18 protein-coding genes and 1 riboswitch are annotated in these 15,905 nt (G+C 44.8%); of the genes, 14 read left to right on the top strand and 4 right to left on the bottom strand.

Annotated features, from left to right (window positions below; all coding sequences use genetic code 11):
* Window positions 1–194: 194 nt before the first annotated feature.
* Window positions 195–722, bottom strand: coding sequence for a hypothetical protein (locus GC102_RS17850; protein WP_171690739.1), 528 nt, complete (start codon window positions 720–722; stop codon window positions 195–197).
* A 135-nt stretch (window positions 723–857) separates the two neighbouring features.
* Here GC102_RS17850 and GC102_RS17845 point away from each other — a divergent pair, with 135 nt between their 5' ends.
* The 10 genes from GC102_RS17845 (at window position 858) to rsmI (ending at window position 8,346) form a co-directional block, all read left to right on the top strand.
* Window positions 858–1,058 (top strand): sigma factor G inhibitor Gin, encoded by a 201-nt coding sequence (locus tag GC102_RS17845; RefSeq protein ID WP_171690738.1) that lies wholly within the window; start codon window positions 858–860, stop codon window positions 1,056–1,058.
* 104 nt (window positions 1,059–1,162) lie between these two features.
* Window positions 1,163–2,668, top strand: a complete 1,506-nt coding sequence (locus GC102_RS17840; RefSeq protein ID WP_246320972.1) for an aminotransferase class I/II-fold pyridoxal phosphate-dependent enzyme — start codon at window positions 1,163–1,165, stop codon at window positions 2,666–2,668.
* Between the two features lie 40 nt (window positions 2,669–2,708).
* Window positions 2,709–3,368 (top strand): dTMP kinase, encoded by a 660-nt coding sequence (tmk, locus tag GC102_RS17835; RefSeq protein ID WP_171690737.1) that lies wholly within the window; start codon window positions 2,709–2,711, stop codon window positions 3,366–3,368.
* Between the two features lie 46 nt (window positions 3,369–3,414).
* Window positions 3,415–3,744 carry a cyclic di-AMP receptor DarA gene (gene darA / locus GC102_RS17830; protein WP_029198490.1) on the top strand — a complete coding sequence of 110 codons (330 nt, stop codon included), beginning with the start codon at window positions 3,415–3,417 and terminating at the stop codon, window positions 3,742–3,744.
* Window positions 3,745–3,777: 33 nt separating this feature from the next.
* Window positions 3,778–4,224 carry a YaaR family protein gene (locus tag GC102_RS17825; protein WP_029198491.1) on the top strand — a complete coding sequence of 149 codons (447 nt, stop codon included), beginning with the start codon at window positions 3,778–3,780 and terminating at the stop codon, window positions 4,222–4,224.
* Between the two features lie 111 nt (window positions 4,225–4,335).
* On the top strand, window positions 4,336–5,313 hold the full coding sequence (holB, locus tag GC102_RS17820) for a DNA polymerase III subunit delta' (RefSeq protein ID WP_171649142.1): 978 nt from the start codon (window positions 4,336–4,338) through the stop codon (window positions 5,311–5,313).
* Between the two features lies 1 nt (window position 5,314).
* Window positions 5,315–6,118, top strand: a complete 804-nt coding sequence (locus tag GC102_RS17815; protein ID WP_171690736.1) for a PSP1 domain-containing protein — start codon at window positions 5,315–5,317, stop codon at window positions 6,116–6,118.
* A 59-nt stretch (window positions 6,119–6,177) separates the two neighbouring features.
* Complete coding sequence (gene yabA, locus GC102_RS17810) at window positions 6,178–6,519, top strand: DNA replication initiation control protein YabA (RefSeq protein WP_029198494.1); 342 nt, start codon at window positions 6,178–6,180, stop codon at window positions 6,517–6,519.
* An 81-nt stretch (window positions 6,520–6,600) separates the two neighbouring features.
* Entirely contained in the window at window positions 6,601–7,362 is a 762-nt protein-coding gene (locus tag GC102_RS17805; RefSeq protein WP_171690735.1) for a tRNA1(Val) (adenine(37)-N6)-methyltransferase, read from the top strand.
* A 96-nt stretch (window positions 7,363–7,458) separates the two neighbouring features.
* The gene (rsmI, locus tag GC102_RS17800) at window positions 7,459–8,346 is read left to right on the top strand and encodes a 16S rRNA (cytidine(1402)-2'-O)-methyltransferase (protein WP_171690734.1); all 888 of its coding nucleotides are present in this window, start codon (window positions 7,459–7,461) and stop codon (window positions 8,344–8,346) included.
* 170 nt (window positions 8,347–8,516) lie between these two features.
* Here rsmI and GC102_RS17795 read toward each other — a convergent pair whose 3' ends face one another.
* Window positions 8,517–8,771 carry an AbrB/MazE/SpoVT family DNA-binding domain-containing protein gene (locus GC102_RS17795; RefSeq protein WP_028557356.1) on the bottom strand — a complete coding sequence of 85 codons (255 nt, stop codon included), beginning with the start codon at window positions 8,769–8,771 and terminating at the stop codon, window positions 8,517–8,519.
* Window positions 8,772–9,140: 369 nt separating this feature from the next.
* Here GC102_RS17795 and GC102_RS17790 point away from each other — a divergent pair, with 369 nt between their 5' ends.
* Window positions 9,141–10,418, top strand: coding sequence for an HD domain-containing protein (locus GC102_RS17790; protein WP_171690733.1), 1,278 nt, complete (start codon window positions 9,141–9,143; stop codon window positions 10,416–10,418).
* A gap of 48 nt (window positions 10,419–10,466) precedes the next feature.
* Window positions 10,467–11,234, top strand: coding sequence for a TatD family hydrolase (locus tag GC102_RS17785; RefSeq protein ID WP_171690732.1), 768 nt, complete (start codon window positions 10,467–10,469; stop codon window positions 11,232–11,234).
* Here the strand turns inward: GC102_RS17785 and GC102_RS17780 are convergent.
* Both GC102_RS17780 and GC102_RS17775 read right to left on the bottom strand, forming a co-directional pair.
* A complete protein-coding gene (locus tag GC102_RS17780) occupies window positions 11,220–12,452 on the bottom strand; it encodes an ABC transporter permease (RefSeq protein ID WP_171690731.1) in 1,233 nt (410 codons plus the stop codon). The two genes, GC102_RS17785 and GC102_RS17780, sit on opposite strands and share 15 nt — an antisense overlap.
* Window positions 12,449–13,192, bottom strand: a complete 744-nt coding sequence (locus GC102_RS17775; RefSeq protein ID WP_057303813.1) for an ABC transporter ATP-binding protein — start codon at window positions 13,190–13,192, stop codon at window positions 12,449–12,451. Before GC102_RS17775 ends, GC102_RS17780 begins: the two co-directional genes overlap by 4 nt.
* A 282-nt stretch (window positions 13,193–13,474) precedes the next feature.
* A riboswitch (cyclic di-AMP (ydaO/yuaA leader) is annotated at window positions 13,475–13,660 on the top strand.
* 293 nt (window positions 13,661–13,953) lie between these two features.
* On the opposite strand from GC102_RS17775, the gene GC102_RS17770 reads away from it, so the two are divergent.
* Together GC102_RS17770 and rnmV are read left to right on the top strand one after the other, a co-directional pair.
* Window positions 13,954–15,093 carry a resuscitation-promoting factor gene (locus tag GC102_RS17770; protein WP_312883309.1) on the top strand — a complete coding sequence of 380 codons (1,140 nt, stop codon included), beginning with the start codon at window positions 13,954–13,956 and terminating at the stop codon, window positions 15,091–15,093.
* 210 nt (window positions 15,094–15,303) lie between these two features.
* A complete protein-coding gene (gene rnmV / locus GC102_RS17765; protein ID WP_171690730.1) occupies window positions 15,304–15,846 on the top strand; it encodes a ribonuclease M5 in 543 nt (180 codons plus the stop codon).
* Window positions 15,847–15,905: the final 59 nt, after the last annotated feature.

Genomic DNA, 15,905 nt, shown 5'->3' with positions numbered 1-15,905 from the left:
AAAAGAACCTTACAAGGAGAAATCCGAGTAAGGTTCTTTTTCTATTTGTACAAATAGATGATGTGGTGGGCAATACTAATAACTCATATGTTCTAACAATTATAAAAGCTCCTAAAGACTGCTATTCCGCCATCAATTCATTATTTATAACAAATAAGAGCCCCTTCGGGCTCTTATTGTATTTCAAGACATAGCTACTGCATGTAGCAGGACGTGTCCTTATCTGTAATCTTTATCAGTCCAGCTTTACGGTACGGGCGAAACCGGAAAAGCATCCACAGACGTGGCATGAGCATCCAGAAGTGAAAAATTGTGAGATGGATTAACCATTTGTCGGGTATCCAGGGATAGAGAAGTGTAATCATAGCAAGGCCAATCCAAAATAAAGTAAGCTGTATTCTGGATACCAGTCGTATGGAGGCATTTCCTTCTGGCAAGAATCCACACCAAAAGACCCCCCAACGGTAAGACCAGCCCCTCATGGCCATTCCAATTGTAAACTGGAAATAGATCCGGATGAGCAATGAATGAAAGATAAGAAGAAGCGGATAGCTGACTAAGAGCGGCAGCCAGTTCGAAGGGTCAAATTTGTAAAAGACCGCTAGTATCAGCAGCATAAAATAAACAATTATTTTATACAAGGAGTGATATATTCGCTTCATTAGAGTATAGCTATAAATGGTAGATTGTTTGGAGAGATTTGGTTCCTGTTTAGTTGACATACTGATGACCTCCGCAAGGCGGTTAACCTGATATAAGACTATATCGGCACATGCCTTCCAAAATATGAGTGTTTAGCTAGTTTAGGAGAATTGCGATTCGGATATACTAATAGTAAAAGATCGTGGGGTGATCATATGGAGGAGAACCGAATAGGGGTATGCATGATTTGCGAGCAGCAGCGGGTTGGCGGAATTCATATTATTAGGGCCTTTATCTGCGATGGGTGCAGCAGTGAAATGGTCAAAACGAATGTAAATGATCAGAAATATCCGTTTTTTGTGAGGCAGATGAAGAAAGCATTTTATATAGGCAATTCGAAACAATATATGAATTAATGGGAGAAGCTTCTTATGGAAGCTTTTTTTGTTTTTTTAGCGTCAATCCACTACTATAAGGGTATAAAATAGAAAGCTCACGGAGCTCAAGGAGTCGTGTCAACTTGACCAGCCAACATTCAAAACAGTCACGTGCGCCGCTTTTTGAAGCAATGGTCGCGCATCATGATAAGAACCCTGCAAGTTTCCATGTACCTGGTCATAAATCCGGACAAGGCTTGTTAGATGAAGGGACAAGCTTCTTAAAGACAGTGATGGCTATTGATTATACAGAAATTACGGGTCTAGATGATTTACACCACGCAGAGGGTGTCATAAATGAGGCCGAGCGGCTAGCGGCGGATTGCTTTGGAGCTGAGGAAACGTATTTTCTGATAGGTGGGAGTACGGTGGGAAATTTGGCCCTGATTTCAGCCGCATGTGAAAAAGATGATATTATTCTTGTGCAGAGGAATGTACATAAATCGGTCATTCATGGGCTTATGCTAGCCGGTGCCAAGGCAGTGTTCATTGCTCCTGGTATTCATCCGGAAACTGGTGTGGCCACAAGTCTAAATATCGAAGATGTAAAGCAAGCACTAGTGCTGTACCCAGAGGCTAAGGGGCTTTTTCTAACAAACCCGAATTACTACGGTATGGGTGTTAATCTCAAGCCTTTTGCGGAATTGATGCATGCACATGGGAAGCTGCTGCTGGTGGATGAAGCACACGGTGCACACTATGGATTTCATCATGAGGTGCCAGCTTCCGCGTTATCGCAAGGAGCTGATGCGGTGGTACAATCCACGCACAAGATGCTAACCGCAATGACCATGGGGGCTATGCTGCATGTCCAGGGGCCGCGAATAGACCGAAGGGCTATCCAACAGTTGCTTGCTATGCTGCAGAGCTCAAGTCCCTCTTATCCAATAATGGCGTCACTAGATTTGGCGAGAAAGAGGATGCATACGGAAGGCTGGGACTGGCTAGAACAGGGACTTACAGTGGTTAAAGAGTTCAGGTCCCTGCTTGATGGGCTTACCGCATTCGCTTATCACCCAATAGAGCTTCCGGGGAATCAGAGTCAAGTGGTTCAAACTGCGGATCCATTTAAAATGGCCATCTATGATGCGACGAATACGTTATCTGGCACCGAGCTCAAAGAAAAGCTAGAGGCTCAAGGGTGCTTTGTCGAAATGACGGACGGGCGTCATGTGCTTCTTGTTTTCACTCCAGCTTCCACCAGAGCGGATATGTTAAGAGTTATCGAAGCATTAACTAACATTTGTTTGGACGTTCCCATACAAAAGAAGGAACTTCAAGCGCCTATCTCGAATATACTTAAATTACCCTACTATACACCAATCTCTTCTCCAGTTGCTTTTGATATGAGAGATATCTCCAAAGTATCACGAGCAGAGGGGGCGTTTAGTCAGGTTAGTGTTCAGGGGGCGGTCGGGAAGCGTTCTGCGGATATGGTAATCCCTTATCCACCGGGAATTCCCTATTTATACCCTGGCGAAATCATCTCGGCTTCCGTGGCCGAAGCCTTGTTGCAATTGGTCGCAAACGGAATCAAGTTTCAAGGAACCGAATTTGGACAGACACAAAAGCTAAAGATATACACATAAACCATTATATGATCTGGTAAAGCAGCATGCAGGAGGAAGCGTGAACGGAATATTTATAACGTTTGAAGGGCCGGACGGCGCTGGGAAAACAACACAGCTTAAGAAATTGGCTGAGGAGCTTAAGAAACAAGGACATGATATCCTCGTTACGAGAGAACCGGGCGGAACGGCAATCAGTGATCAAATCCGCAGTATTATTCTTGACCCTGTGAATAAGGAGATGGTGGATCAAGCGGAAGTTTTGCTTTACGCAGCGTCTAGAGCACAGCATGTACATCAGTTAATTCTTCCGGCACTCGCAGCTGGCCGAGTTGTACTATGCGATCGCTTCATTGATGCAAGTGTTGCTTATCAGGCATACGGACTTGGCGTTGATGTAGATATGGTAAAAGCCATCTCGCGTTATGCCAGTTCAGGACTACAGGCAACCCGAACATACATCTTAGATGTGCCAGTGGAAGTAAGCTTGGCGAGACTTCACCATAGAGCATCGGGTACGGGCGAGAATGCTCAGCAGTTGGATCGCATTGAACAGAAAAATGTAGATTATCATAGCCGAGTACGGGAAGGTTTCCATCAGATTGCAGCAGATCATCCTGAACGGGTACGAGTTGTTAATGCAAACCGTAACGAAGAGGAGATTGCAAAAGAAATATGGATGGATTGTAATCGTTTGCTTGAGGAACATATTTCCGGCTAAAGCAAAAAATCCATTCTTAGTTTATAATAAAAAGGAGGAATCACCGATGAAACTAGTCGTAGCCGTTGTACAAGATAAGGACAGTAACCGTCTCTCTAATGCTTTAATTAAAGAAGGGTTTCGCGCCACGAAGCTGGCAAGTACCGGTGGATTTTTACGTGCGGGAAACACGACTTTTATGATTGGTACGGAAGATGAGAGGGTGCAAGAGGTCATGCAGGTCATACGCACCAATTGCAAAATTCGGGAACAGCTTGTTACTCCGGTTTCTCCAATGGGAGGAACGACGGATTCCTATATTCCATTTCCTGTGGAAGTTCAAGTGGGTGGAGCCGCGGTTTTCGTATTGCCAGTAGAACGCTTCGAGCATTACTAGGTTCAATCAGACATACACAAGGATGGATGCGTCTTGAAAATTAATCCGGGGTGGCAGCCTATCGGTAAGAACGTCAAAGTGAATGAGAACGTCCCGCCGCCACAGATGGCCCCCCGGAATTTCTCTGACATTATGCAGCAGCAGGATGAGAAATTTACGCAGGAGCAATTATCCAAAATGGTGCAGCAAATTACGCTGCAGGGCGATCGGCTGTCGCGGGCAATGACGGTGAGAGAACTTCTTCAATACAAGCTGCTGATTAAGCAGTTTTTAGAGGAAACCGCTCGCCGTGGTGTCAATTTAAGAGATACGAAGGGTTGGGATCGTCGCGGCCGTTCGAAACGATATAAGCTTTTGGAAGAAATCGATCTAGAGCTGCTTTCATTAGCAGATGAATTGCTAGAAAATGAGCAGGGTCGAATCGAAATTTTGCATAAAATCGGAGAAATCCGAGGGATGCTGATTAATTTGTTATTTTAACATATAAGAAAATAGATGTTTCACGCTATATGATGTTTATATTTCTGGGTAAACGCACTCGTCCTGGAAGGACAGTGTAGCTGTTTATCCTCGGGATGGAGCGTATTTCTAATGTCCTTTCAAGCCATACCGGGGCAAGCAGCGGCTAAGCAGCTTCTGCAGAACGGGCTGCGGCAAGACAAGCTGTCTCACGCCTATATTTTTAGTGGGCCAGTAGGAACTGGACGCTCGGAGATGGCCATAGCTTTGGCTAAAGCTATCTACTGCCAGCACGGGACCGATGAGGCATGTGGTGAATGTTTGGAATGCCGTAAGGTCGAGCATCGTAATCATCCGGATCTACACATAGTTATGCCAGATGGGGCTTCGATTAAGATCGAGCAGATTCGTGAGCTGCAAAAAGAGTTTGCTTACCGCGCTACAGCCTCCGGAACCAAAATTTATATCCTATATCATGCAGATAAAATGACGGTACAGGCTGCTAATAGCCTGTTGAAGTTTCTAGAAGAGCCGACCTCACGTGTGGTCGCGATTCTCATTACAGAGAACGGCAATGCCCTGCTGCCAACGATTCAATCGAGGGCGCAGTGGATTAATTTCACGCCAATGCCGCGTGAGCAAATGGTCTTGACGCTTTTGCAAGAGGGTCATCCCGCATCGCTAGTACAGCCCGCCGCACATTTAACGGCAGGATTGCAAGCAGCAAGGGATTTAATTGCTGCGAATTGGTTTGCAGAAATGAGAACCGTAGTGTTACAATTAGCTAAGGAGACGCTCACACGTTTCCCTACTTCCATGATTACGGTGCAGCAACGGATTGTGAAAACGGAGCTAGCGGATCATATGTCGAGTCTTTTCGACTTGTTGATTCTCTGGTTTAAAGATATGGTGCAGTTGCGCCTAGAGCGCAGAGATAAGCTTGTTTATAATGATCAGCTGGACTGGATGAGCTCCCTCGCGTTCAGCCGGGATGTCTCAGTATGGGTGCGTATGATGGAGCAAGCCGTAGATTTACAAAAACGACTGCGTTTCAACGCCAATTCTCAGCTGGTTATAGAGAAAATGCTCGTGGAGATGCAGGGGGTGTAAGATGTATTCGGTAGTTGGCGTCCGCTTTAAGAAAGCGGGTAAAATATATTATTTTGATCCGATTGATTTGCCAATTGAGAAAGAAAGTGCCGTTATTGTTGAAACCGCTCGCGGAGTTGAATACGGCAAAGTAGTTGTTGGAAAAAAGAATGTCAAAGAAAGTGACGTTGTTCTTCCTCTCAAAAAGGTGATTCGCATTGCGGATGACTCGGATGCTGATTTGGTTGAAGAAAATAAGAAAGCAGCCAAAGATGCGTTCCAAACCTGTCACGAGAAAATTAAAGACCATAGTCTTAAGATGAAGCTCGTAGACGTAGAGTATACCTTTGATCGTAATAAAATTATTTTTTATTTTACGGCTGAAGGACGCGTTGATTTCCGCGAGCTCGTGAAGGATTTGGCGAGTATTTTCCGGACCAGAATCGAACTGCGTCAAATTGGCGTACGGGATGAAGCGAAGATGCTTGGAGGTATAGGTCCGTGTGGGCGAATTCTATGCTGTTCCTCGTTCTTAGGTGATTTTGAACCCGTATCCATTAAGATGGCGAAAGACCAGAACTTGTCGCTTAACCCAACTAAGATTTCGGGATTATGCGGACGGTTAATGTGCTGCTTGAAATATGAACATGATAACTACGAGAGTGCGAAGGATTCACTGCCAACTGTAGGTAGACAAGTAATCACTTCTTTTGGGAATGGTAAAGTACTTGGATTGAATATCAAAGAACGTACAGCAAAGGTTCAATTGTTTGACCTTGGTAAAGCACTTGATTTACCTTTCGATGATGTAGTTGAACAAGAGTAGAGGCAAAGTATCCAAGGAGGCGCTGGCCAGTAAGCATGCATGGCACTAGAGGTGAAAGCGTGGATAAACAAGATATTTTTGGACAAATAGATGGGATCGAAGAACGAATGGGTGCCACTTATGCCGAGTTGGGTGCCTTAAAGAAACAAATTATTAACCTCATCGAAGAAAATAAGAGATTAAGCATAGAAAATCAGCAGCTCCGCAAACTGATCAGACAAGAGGAAACAATTGTCGAGCAGCCAGTAGGAGAGGCGGAGGAACCACTTCCGTTACCTGGAGCAGGTTATGATAATTTGACTCGCTTGTATAATGAAGGTTTCCATATTTGTAATGTGTATTATGGACACCTTCGGACCGAGGGAGATTGTTTGTTTTGCTTATCCTTTTTAAATAAATAAGTGATTTTGACCGTAGGGGTGTATGCCTTACGGTTTTTTTCCATAATGAGCAGACCAGAAAGGAAATGACGGAGAATACGTATGAAGCAAGTACAGTTACGACCTACCGAACGAATTGATGATTTATTGACGTATGATTTGAAAATTATTCAGAGTGATGAAGTGTTCAGCTTTTCACTAGATGCCGTCCTGCTTGGCCGGTTTTGCAGTGTGGCTCCCAAGGGGCGCATGATTGATTTATGTACTGGCAATGGGGTTGTTCCCTTGCTCTTAACGACGCGAACACGCGCTGAGATTTGGGGCGTTGAAATTCAAGAACGGCTCGCGGATATGGCGGTTCGCAATGCAGAGATTAATGGGTTAGAAGAGCGGCTTCATATGCTCCAAGGGGATCTGAAAACGATTCATGAAACCTTAGGTCATGGCCAATTTGATGTCGTAACGGTGAACCCTCCTTATCTACCAGTGCCTAACGGTGAGCAGAACGCCAATGAGCATTTCGCTGCGGCACGTCATGAAATATATTGCAACTTGGAAGATGTCATTGCGGCAAGCGCAAAGCTGGTGAAGGCTGGCGGTAAAGTGGCGATGGTCCACCGGGCTACGCGTTTAATCGATATCTGCTGCTTAATGAGGCAGTATCGTCTTGAACCGAAGCGCATTCGCTATGTACACGCACGTGCTGGGGAAGAAGCAATGATGGTGTTGATCGAGGGAATGAAGGATGGAAAGCCAGAGATCCGTACCTTACCGCCGCTTATTGTTTATGATGACAATCAAGAGTACTGTAAAGAGCTGAAAGAAATTTACTACGGGGGCAAAAGCTCCTTAGAGTTTTCGTAAGAAAACTGGCTTTGTAAGCATAAGAAAACTGGCTTCGTAGCGTAATTATCGTAACTTCGTAAGAATAATCATAAAAAAGTGAAGAGGGAAATAACAGTGAGTTTGAATGTGCAAAAGAGCTATCGCGAGGATGGAAGCGGCGTTGGTACGCTTTACCTGGTTGCCACACCGATAGGCAACCTAGAAGATATGACCTTCCGTGCGATTCGCACCCTGAAGGAAGTGAGCATGATTGCCGCTGAGGACACGCGGCAAACACGCAAACTGCTGACGCACTTCGAGGTCGCTACGCGACTCGTCAGCTATCACGAACACAACAAGCAAGCAAGCGGACCCGAACTCGTCCGCTTGCTGCTTGAAGGGCAGAGCATCGCGCTGGTCAGCGATGCAGGGCTGCCGGCCATCTCCGATCCAGGTTATGACCTGGTGAGGATGGCCGTAGAGCAGAGCGTGCCGGTGGTGCCTATCCCCGGCGCGAATGCGGCCCTGTCGGCGCTGATTGCATCAGGCTTGCCGACAGAGCGTTTCGCCTTCGTCGGTTTTCTCCCCCGGGAGAAAAAGGATCAGACGAAGGTGCTTGAAGGGCTGCAGCATACGCAGGATACGCTGCTGTTCTATGAATCGCCGCACCGCGTAGAAAAAACACTTACCCGCATGGCGGAAGTGTGGGGGGCGAAGCGCCGTGTGTGTCTCGCCCGCGAGCTGACGAAGCGGTACGAGGAGTTTCTACGGGGCACGATCGCAGAGTGCCTCGCGCATTTAGAGCAGTACCCGCCGCAGGGCGAGTACTGCGTGATCGCCGAAGGCGCATCGGCAGCTGAGGCCAAGGAAGCCGCTGACGGCTGGTGGGAGCCGCTATCGCTCGGCGAGCATGTTGAGCACTACGAGCAAAGCGGGAGCGATCGCAAAGATGCACTGAAGCTGGTCGCGAGCGATCGTGGGCTTTCCAAGCGCGATGTCTACAATGCACTACTCGAGCGCTAAGACGCGCGGGAAGTGCAGCGTTCCCGCCGCACTCTCCGCTATATCGTTCTCCAGACAAAAAAAGATCTCTAATCCGTGGCCGAAGCCAGCAAATTAGAGATTAGAGGAGATATGAAAAAGGTTAGAATTACCAATAGGATAAGTGCTACTTCTATTATATACTACTTTTCTTATTTTGTCACAGGTGTTGGCATTTCTGCTAAACAAATATGACAAACAATTTTTCCTTTGAAGTAAGATACGTTTTCCGCATTACCACAGAAGATACAAGCAGGCTCATATTTTTTCAACATGATGCGCTCGCCGTCTACATAAATCTCCAAAGCGTCTTTCTCACCAATTCCCAACGTGCGGCGCAACTCGATTGGAATAACAACGCGACCCAATTCGTCAACTTTTCTTACAATTCCCGTAGATTTCATCATATATATAAACCCCTTTCGATTTTATCAAAAATTTATCAATATCGTCATGTTTCGACATATCTTCTTGCCTTATGATACCAACGATTCCCAAAATAGTCAACCATATTTTCGCCTGTTTAAGTTTATAATTCAAAAAATTTTTAAATAGTGTTTCTGTTTAAAATATGAGAAAAACCAAGTAGAATAAGGGTATGTAAGGAATATATTACGTGTGGCCTCCATAAAAAGCTCAAAATTACGAAGATAAAGGCTAGCCTAGTAAGACAGAGAAATTGGAATATGTAATTCGACAAATTACGACAACTATGTCGAAGTAACGAGAGGGATTGTCGAAATTATTTAAATTTGCTAAAGAGAGGTTGTGAATGGATGAAAGAAGAGAAGGTTTTTAAAGATCCGGTTCATAAATATATTTACGTGCAAGACAATACGATTTGGGATTTAATTAATACGCGAGAGTTTCAGAGACTACGCCGCATAAGGCAATTAGGCACCTCATATTTAACTTTTCACGGTGCTGAGCATAGTAGATTCTCTCATTCACTCGGTGTGTACGAAATCACTCGGAAAATTATTTCACAATTCGAACGAAATCACTATGAGGATTGGCCTCAAGAGGAACGTCTGCTCTGCCTTTGTGCGGCATTGCTCCATGATCTGGGCCACGGGCCCTTCTCGCATTCCATTGAAAAAGCTTTCGGAACGAAACATGAAGACTGGTCATGCAGGATTGTCCTTGGAGATACCGATGTGAATAAAGTCCTCAGCAGAGTATCACCTGATTTTCCCAAAAAAGTGGCTGGCGTTATTTGTAAATCGTATAATGAAGAAATTGTGGTTAGTCTTGTGTCCAGTCAGTTGGATGCAGATCGCATGGACTATTTATTGCGCGATGCCTATTTCACTGGTGTAAATTACGGCACGTTCGATCTAGAGCGAATTCTTCGTGTTATTAGGCCCTATAAAGGGCATATTGTTGTCAAGGAAAGCGGCATGCACGCCGTAGAAGATTATTTAATGTCTCGTTATCAAATGTACTGGCAGGTATATTTCCATCCTGTGACACGAAGTGCGGAAATTTTGCTGCACAAAGTTTTTGCGCGTGCCAAACATTTATACGAAGAAGACTATACGTTTGGATTTATGGTGGAACCCATTTTACATCTGATTCAGAATAAAATTTCGCTCGAAGATTATTTATTATTGGATGAGTCTGTTATGCAGACGATGCTAACTTTCTGGAGTAATGAGAAAGATCCTATTTTAGGCGATATGTGTAAACGGTTTTTGGATCGTAAGTTGTACAAATACAGCACCTTTGATGAATCTAATCAACGTCAGATTAAGCTGATGGAAAAAGTGATGGCTGAGGTCGGATTCGACCCTACCTATTACATGGAAATTGATTTTCCATCGAATCAATCCTATGACGTGTATAGACCAGGGGAAACGGATGACAATTTGCCTATTTTCCTGCTGGATCATAAGGAGACTTTAACGGAAATTACGCATCGATCTGAGATTGTTCAGTCCATCAGTGGATTCCAAATGGGTAAGCATCATGTTTATTATCCGGAGGAGCTGTTGGAACGTTTGAACGCAACCAATTATCCCGATTTATGGGCACTGCTTGGTGAGCAAGATTAGCTAGAAAAATAAGTGCAGCAGAATATTTCAACTTAAGGGAGAACAAAGATGCTAACGGATTCACACACACATTTAAATGCCGAACAATTTAATGAAGATCAAGATGAAGTGATTCAGCGGGCGCTAGATGCTGGAGTGACAAGAATAGTCAATGTAGGCTTCAACCGGGAGACCATACCCAGCTCCATTGCCCTCGCTGAGAGGTACGATTTTATCTATTCTACAGTAGGGTGGCATCCTGTTGATGCTATTGATATGATACCTGGTGACTTAGAATGGATTGAAGAGTTGTGCAAGCATGAGAAAGTTGTCGCCATCGGAGAAATTGGACTGGATTACTACTGGGATAAGTCGCCGAAGGATGTACAGCAGCGGGTATTTCGGGAGCAAATTCGTCTAGCGCGTAAATTGGGGATGCCCATTGTCATCCATAATCGAGATGCTCATCAAGATATTTTGCACATTTTAAAAGAAGAGAAGGCCGAGGAAGTGGGGGGGATCATGCATTGCTTCTCAGGAAGCTGGGAGACGGCAAAGCTATGTCTGGATATGAATTTCCATATTTCTTTTGGAGGTCCAGTTACGTTTAAGAATGCTAGGCAACCGAAGGAAGTGCTAGCTCAAGTTCCATTAGATCGTTTGTTAATTGAGACCGATGCTCCCTATCTGACCCCGCATCCTTTCCGCGGCAAGCGTAATGAAACCGGCTATGTTCGCTTGATAGCTGAGACAGCCGCGGAAATTCGGGGTATGACCTTGGAAGAGATTGCGGAAATAACAACAAACAATGCCATTCGATTGTTAGGTCTCAAGTAAAGCATTTTTCTCGAACTTGCGGCGAAGCACAATACCGCAGCTGAAAGAAATGAAGATGAGACTGATGAGTGGAACGAGTAGATAGATTGGTGAAGAGCGAAGCATAAGAGGAATCGTCAAGATACATAGCTCTAGAAGCAAGACAGACCAAATGATAAAGGACAGCGAACCAGCTTTCGAATTCTGATCGAGTGGGTACATCTCCAGCCAGAACGTATAGCGATGAGCGCGCTCGAGCGACGATAACTGAACAAGGGAAATCAGAAGAGAAATCATGAAGATTAAACTCCTTGCAGTACCGCTGCTTGAAACGGCTATAGCTAGTACCCCTAACAAGGTGAGACGCAGTACGATCGCGAACAGCTCTGTACGCAGCAATGTCTTCATATATAGGTACAAATAGGCAGCATCTTGTCTAAAAGGAATGAACCGTGTCAGCCCGCTGATCCAACTTCGGCGGGCTATTCGCGTTCCCATCTGAGGCACATCGACGAACCAGCTGAAAAAGGCATAAAGTCGAGCTTGCTGCTGATTTTCCTTGGTGATCAAGTAGTCCCAACCGATGACGTATTTAGATACGAAATGAACGGCTGCTAACCACACGAAAATGAGAAGCAGCGCAGCGCAACTTGCCCATAAAATACTAGTTAGAAATTGCAGCGAAACGAGAGCGGTTGTTGCCATCCAGCGAAAGCTAACTGAAGCTAATCTGGTGCGCTCATGAGCAAAGCGGCTTTCCTGCCAGCTCGCTAGTAAATTAGCTATCTTTAATAGAAGAAGTAATGCAAGCATCAGTAAGAAATGCTGCTCTGAAGCGCCAAGACAGTGATGGTAAAGCGGCCATAAAATCACCCAGGCGATAAATGTCCAGAAAGCTTGCAGTGTCAAACTGTACATGAATCCACTTCGAAAATAAGCGCCCATTTGATGTTCGATCCGTAACAAAAACATGCGGTCTGCTTTCCTTACCAATGTACGGATGGGGCTTGAAGATAGAAGCGGAACGAGCAGCAAAAGCACGATCCACAGATAGGGATAATCTGTCGGAAGACGCTGTAGTATTTTTGCATAATAATAGGAAGAAATGATGACAAGAAATAACACGAGACCGAGGAAATTACTACGCGCTGCGTATTGCCAATAGCCCATGGATTCCTTCATATAATGCTCGAATCTTTGCTGCCATAAGGTACGGGTGTTGATGTCCATATTTCTCATAACGAATCCCCTTGTACGAGCTTATAGAAAATGTCGTCTAGTGACGCTCCCGGGAGTTCGGTTTGCCCGCGTAATTCGACTAAATCACCCTGAGCAACCATTCGACCTCGATGAAGGACAACGTAGTTATCGCAATATTTTTCAATGGTTGACAAAATATGCGATGAGATGAGGAATGATGCCCCTTTATGTTTCATTTTGACCATTAGTTCGAGTAAGGAACGGATCGCTAAAGGGTCGAGGCCGAGAAAGGGTTCATCGATAATATATAACGAGGGTTCGATCAGGAATGCATTCATAATCATGACTTTCTGTTTCATCCCTTTGGATAAATGACTGGCGAAGCTGTTCAGCTTGTCCTTCATTTGAAACTGCTCCAAAAGAGAGCTAGATCGAGCCAAATAGTCGTCTTTCGACAATCCGTAGGCCATAGCGGTGAGCTCGAGGTGTTCGCGGATCGTAAGCTCTTCGTAGAGCTCAGGACTTTCGGGTACATAAGCGTAGGTTGCGCGATAGGACAAAGGATTTTCAGCTAAAGTTAGTCCGTTGATTCGAATCGATCCTTTTTGCGGTTGGAGAAGGCCGAGAATGTTTTTGATTGTTGTACTTTTACCTGCACCATTAAGTCCGATCAGACCCATCATTTCACCTTGACGGATAGAAAAGGTTAGGTCATGAAGAACAGGTTTTTTTGGTAAATATCCCCCATATAAAGAGTCAACTTGTAGAATGGAGCCCATCTCATTGCCTCCCTGATTAGCAAATTATTGGTATTTATGAATCACTTTCCTATACGATCATTATAAACAAATTTGTAATTTAAGCCTAGTTTAGGGGTGAAAAGTTGAAAATAGTTAGTATACGTACGTAAAAATGAGATATAAGTAGAAATAGGGCTATTTAATTGTGTGTTTAAGCGAATTTTAGTTGATTTAGCCCTTTTTAGTAGGTGTCAATCCCTTTACAGGTTAAGATTAACAGCGTAATATACTTTTCATAATAACTTAATAACCAATTTGCCATTTTTCCATTCGCTGAGTTCCATTTATGGGAACGGGGGAACCACTGTAAGCTGAAGAAGCATGCTTCTTGAGTGAACAGAGTGAGTAACAGGGGTGAATCTTTGAGTATACTTTGTATGCTCTTAGTAGGGCGACTCTCACGTCCGAATCCGTCAGCTAACCTCGTAAGCGTAAGAGAGGTAACGATTGTCGTGCGTGCTATTTGTGTATTTTACTATACAAACTAAGCCAGCGAGAAGAGTCCTCTTCTTGCTGGCTTTTTGTCTTCATAAAGGGCTATACACATTTCGGACGACTAAAAATTGCCCGGAATTCATATGAATGTTGAATAGGCAAACTGGTGTGGGACGACCAGAAGGCAGCGGTATAGTACCGTACTGCTGATGGCGAACACGTTAAGTTAAACTAAAAAACCTTAGTCGCGTCAAATCTAATCATGCTGTAACCTGGCGGCGAGGCTTTGAAGGAGGACCGAAGAAGTGGGCAGTATCTCTATTAGCGAGACCCATGTAAAACGATCATCCAGCATGTCCTTCGCATTGCGATGGAAGCATGAAAACTTGCGTTTGATTTTAAGTCTAGCCATAATTTCAATCGCAATGACTTTCATGTTTTTGGTGTTGTTGTACGGTACGGCTACCAAGAGCGTATCCGTGGTTGTGAATGGAAAAGAAACCGTTGTGCATACGAAGCAATGGGTCCTGCAACGCCTACTGGATGAACAAGCCATAAAGATTGGTGAACACGATGAAATTTCTACTGCGCCAACGACAACAATCAAGGGTGGAGACAAAATTGTCATCGAACATGCCTCACCGATTCAATTGACTGCTGATGGAAAGACCACCACTGTTTACACAACTGCAAGAACGGTTGAAAGTGCATTGCAACGTTTACATATTGCACTTGGGGAGCACGATCGTTTAACTCCCGAACCGACAGCCGCTCTGAGCTCAGGCGATGAAATCAAAATCGTTCGTGTGAAGAAAGAGACGGAGGAAGTAACTGAGACGATTGCGTTCGATACGGAAAAGAAAAGCGACGCATCGCTGCTCAAAGGCAAAGAGCAAGTCGTCCAAGAAGGTAAAGAGGGCGTACTCTTGAAGAAGAAAGAAAAGACTTTCGAAGATGGTGTTTTAGTAGCGGAAGCAGTTGTGGGTGAAGAAGTACAAACAGAAAGTATTAATAAAGTCGTGTCCGTGGGCACGAAAAATCCTGTTGTTGTTCTCTCGGCTTCATCACCTAGTGTGGATGAGGTTTCGAAGAATGGTGTAACATTTGGGTACAAACAAATCCTGAAGAATGTGAAGTTAACTGCTTATTCGGCAGACGTGGCATCTACAGGTAAATCCGAAGGAACTCCTGGTTTTGGTAAAACCTATACAGGGACTACCGTATCAGAAGGCAGAACGATAGCGGTTGATCCCAAAGTTATCCCGCTCGGATGGTGGGTTTACATTGAGGGCATTGGCTTCCGCCGTGCTGAAGATATTGGCAGCGGTGTGAAAGGTCAAATGATTGATGTCTACTTTGAAGATCATGGTTATGCCAATAAATTCGGAACGAAGCAAGGGTACACCGTGTATGTGGTAGGACCAAAAAAGCCGTCTGAAAATTAACGTGTAAACGTCTGTTTCAGCGGGAAGAATGTCATATATACGTTGCCAGGTAACAACCTGGGCGAAAGAAGAGGGGACCCCTCTTCTTTTTCTGCGTTGAATATGAAAGTATAAGTTCTATACTCTAGCTCCGCATCAACCTTGACAAACGCGTTCGTCCCTGAAGGTCGACGGAGTCGTTTATCCTTGGTACTGGGAAGGGAACCGCTTATGATAAAAGAAGTGATTGTCGTCGAAGGCAAAGACGATACAGCTGCTATTCGCCGAGCGGTAGAGGCGGATACGATTGAAACAGGCGGCTCTGCGATCGGACAAGCCGTACTAAAGCGTATTGCGCTTGCACAGCAGCGCAGAGGCGTTATTATATTCACGGATCCGGATCACGCAGGTGAACGGATTCGGAAGATTGTAGCGGCCAAGGTGCCTGGCTGCAAGCATGCTTTCATTACACAGGAGCAGGCTGAGTACAAGGGTGATATTGGCGTCGAGAATGCGACGCCTGAGACGATCCGTCAGGCACTTCAGAGCCTTCGCACAGAATATGATGGTGCGGTTTCACAGCTGACCATGGAGGATCTCATGGCCGCAGGGTTGATTGTTCATACTGAGGCGGCTTCTCGCCGGCTGATTGTGGGTAAGGCTTTGGGAATTGGCTATTGCAATGGCAAGCAGTTTTACAAGCGCTGTGCGATGTTTCAAATCTCGCGTGAGGAATTTGAGGCGGCTTTGGAGCATTTGAAAGCTGATAAGTAGAATGGATGTGACTAATGTTATAATTTTACAAAAATTCGCATCCTAAATGACTATTTTGT

It is taken from the genome of Paenibacillus germinis, from assembly GCF_013141785.1.
Taxonomy (GTDB): Bacteria; Bacillota; Bacilli; order Paenibacillales; family NBRC-103111; genus Paenibacillus_E; species Paenibacillus_E phytorum.
Note: the sequence above shows the minus strand (reverse complement) of the source record. Positions and strands in the feature narration are given on the sequence as shown.

Coding starts and splice junctions, on each gene's coding strand:
- GC102_RS17845 (WP_171690738.1), top strand. CDS start 858: ATGGAGGAGAACCGAATAGGGGTATGCATGATTTGCGAGCAGCAGCGG.
- holB (WP_171649142.1), top strand. CDS start 4,336: ATGTCCTTTCAAGCCATACCGGGGCAAGCAGCGGCTAAGCAGCTTCTG.
- GC102_RS17795 (WP_028557356.1), bottom strand. CDS start 8,771: ATGATGAAATCTACGGGAATTGTAAGAAAAGTTGACGAATTGGGTCGC.
- GC102_RS17785 (WP_171690732.1), top strand. CDS start 10,467: ATGCTAACGGATTCACACACACATTTAAATGCCGAACAATTTAATGAA.
- GC102_RS17850 (WP_171690739.1), bottom strand. CDS start 722: ATGTCAACTAAACAGGAACCAAATCTCTCCAAACAATCTACCATTTAT.
- GC102_RS17815 (WP_171690736.1), top strand. CDS start 5,315: ATGTATTCGGTAGTTGGCGTCCGCTTTAAGAAAGCGGGTAAAATATAT.
- GC102_RS17790 (WP_171690733.1), top strand. CDS start 9,141: ATGAAAGAAGAGAAGGTTTTTAAAGATCCGGTTCATAAATATATTTAC.
- GC102_RS17780 (WP_171690731.1), bottom strand. CDS start 12,452: ATGAGAAATATGGACATCAACACCCGTACCTTATGGCAGCAAAGATTC.
- rnmV (WP_171690730.1), top strand. CDS start 15,304: ATGATAAAAGAAGTGATTGTCGTCGAAGGCAAAGACGATACAGCTGCT.
- GC102_RS17775 (WP_057303813.1), bottom strand. CDS start 13,192: ATGGGCTCCATTCTACAAGTTGACTCTTTATATGGGGGATATTTACCA.
- darA (WP_029198490.1), top strand. CDS start 3,415: ATGAAACTAGTCGTAGCCGTTGTACAAGATAAGGACAGTAACCGTCTC.
- GC102_RS17805 (WP_171690735.1), top strand. CDS start 6,601: ATGAAGCAAGTACAGTTACGACCTACCGAACGAATTGATGATTTATTG.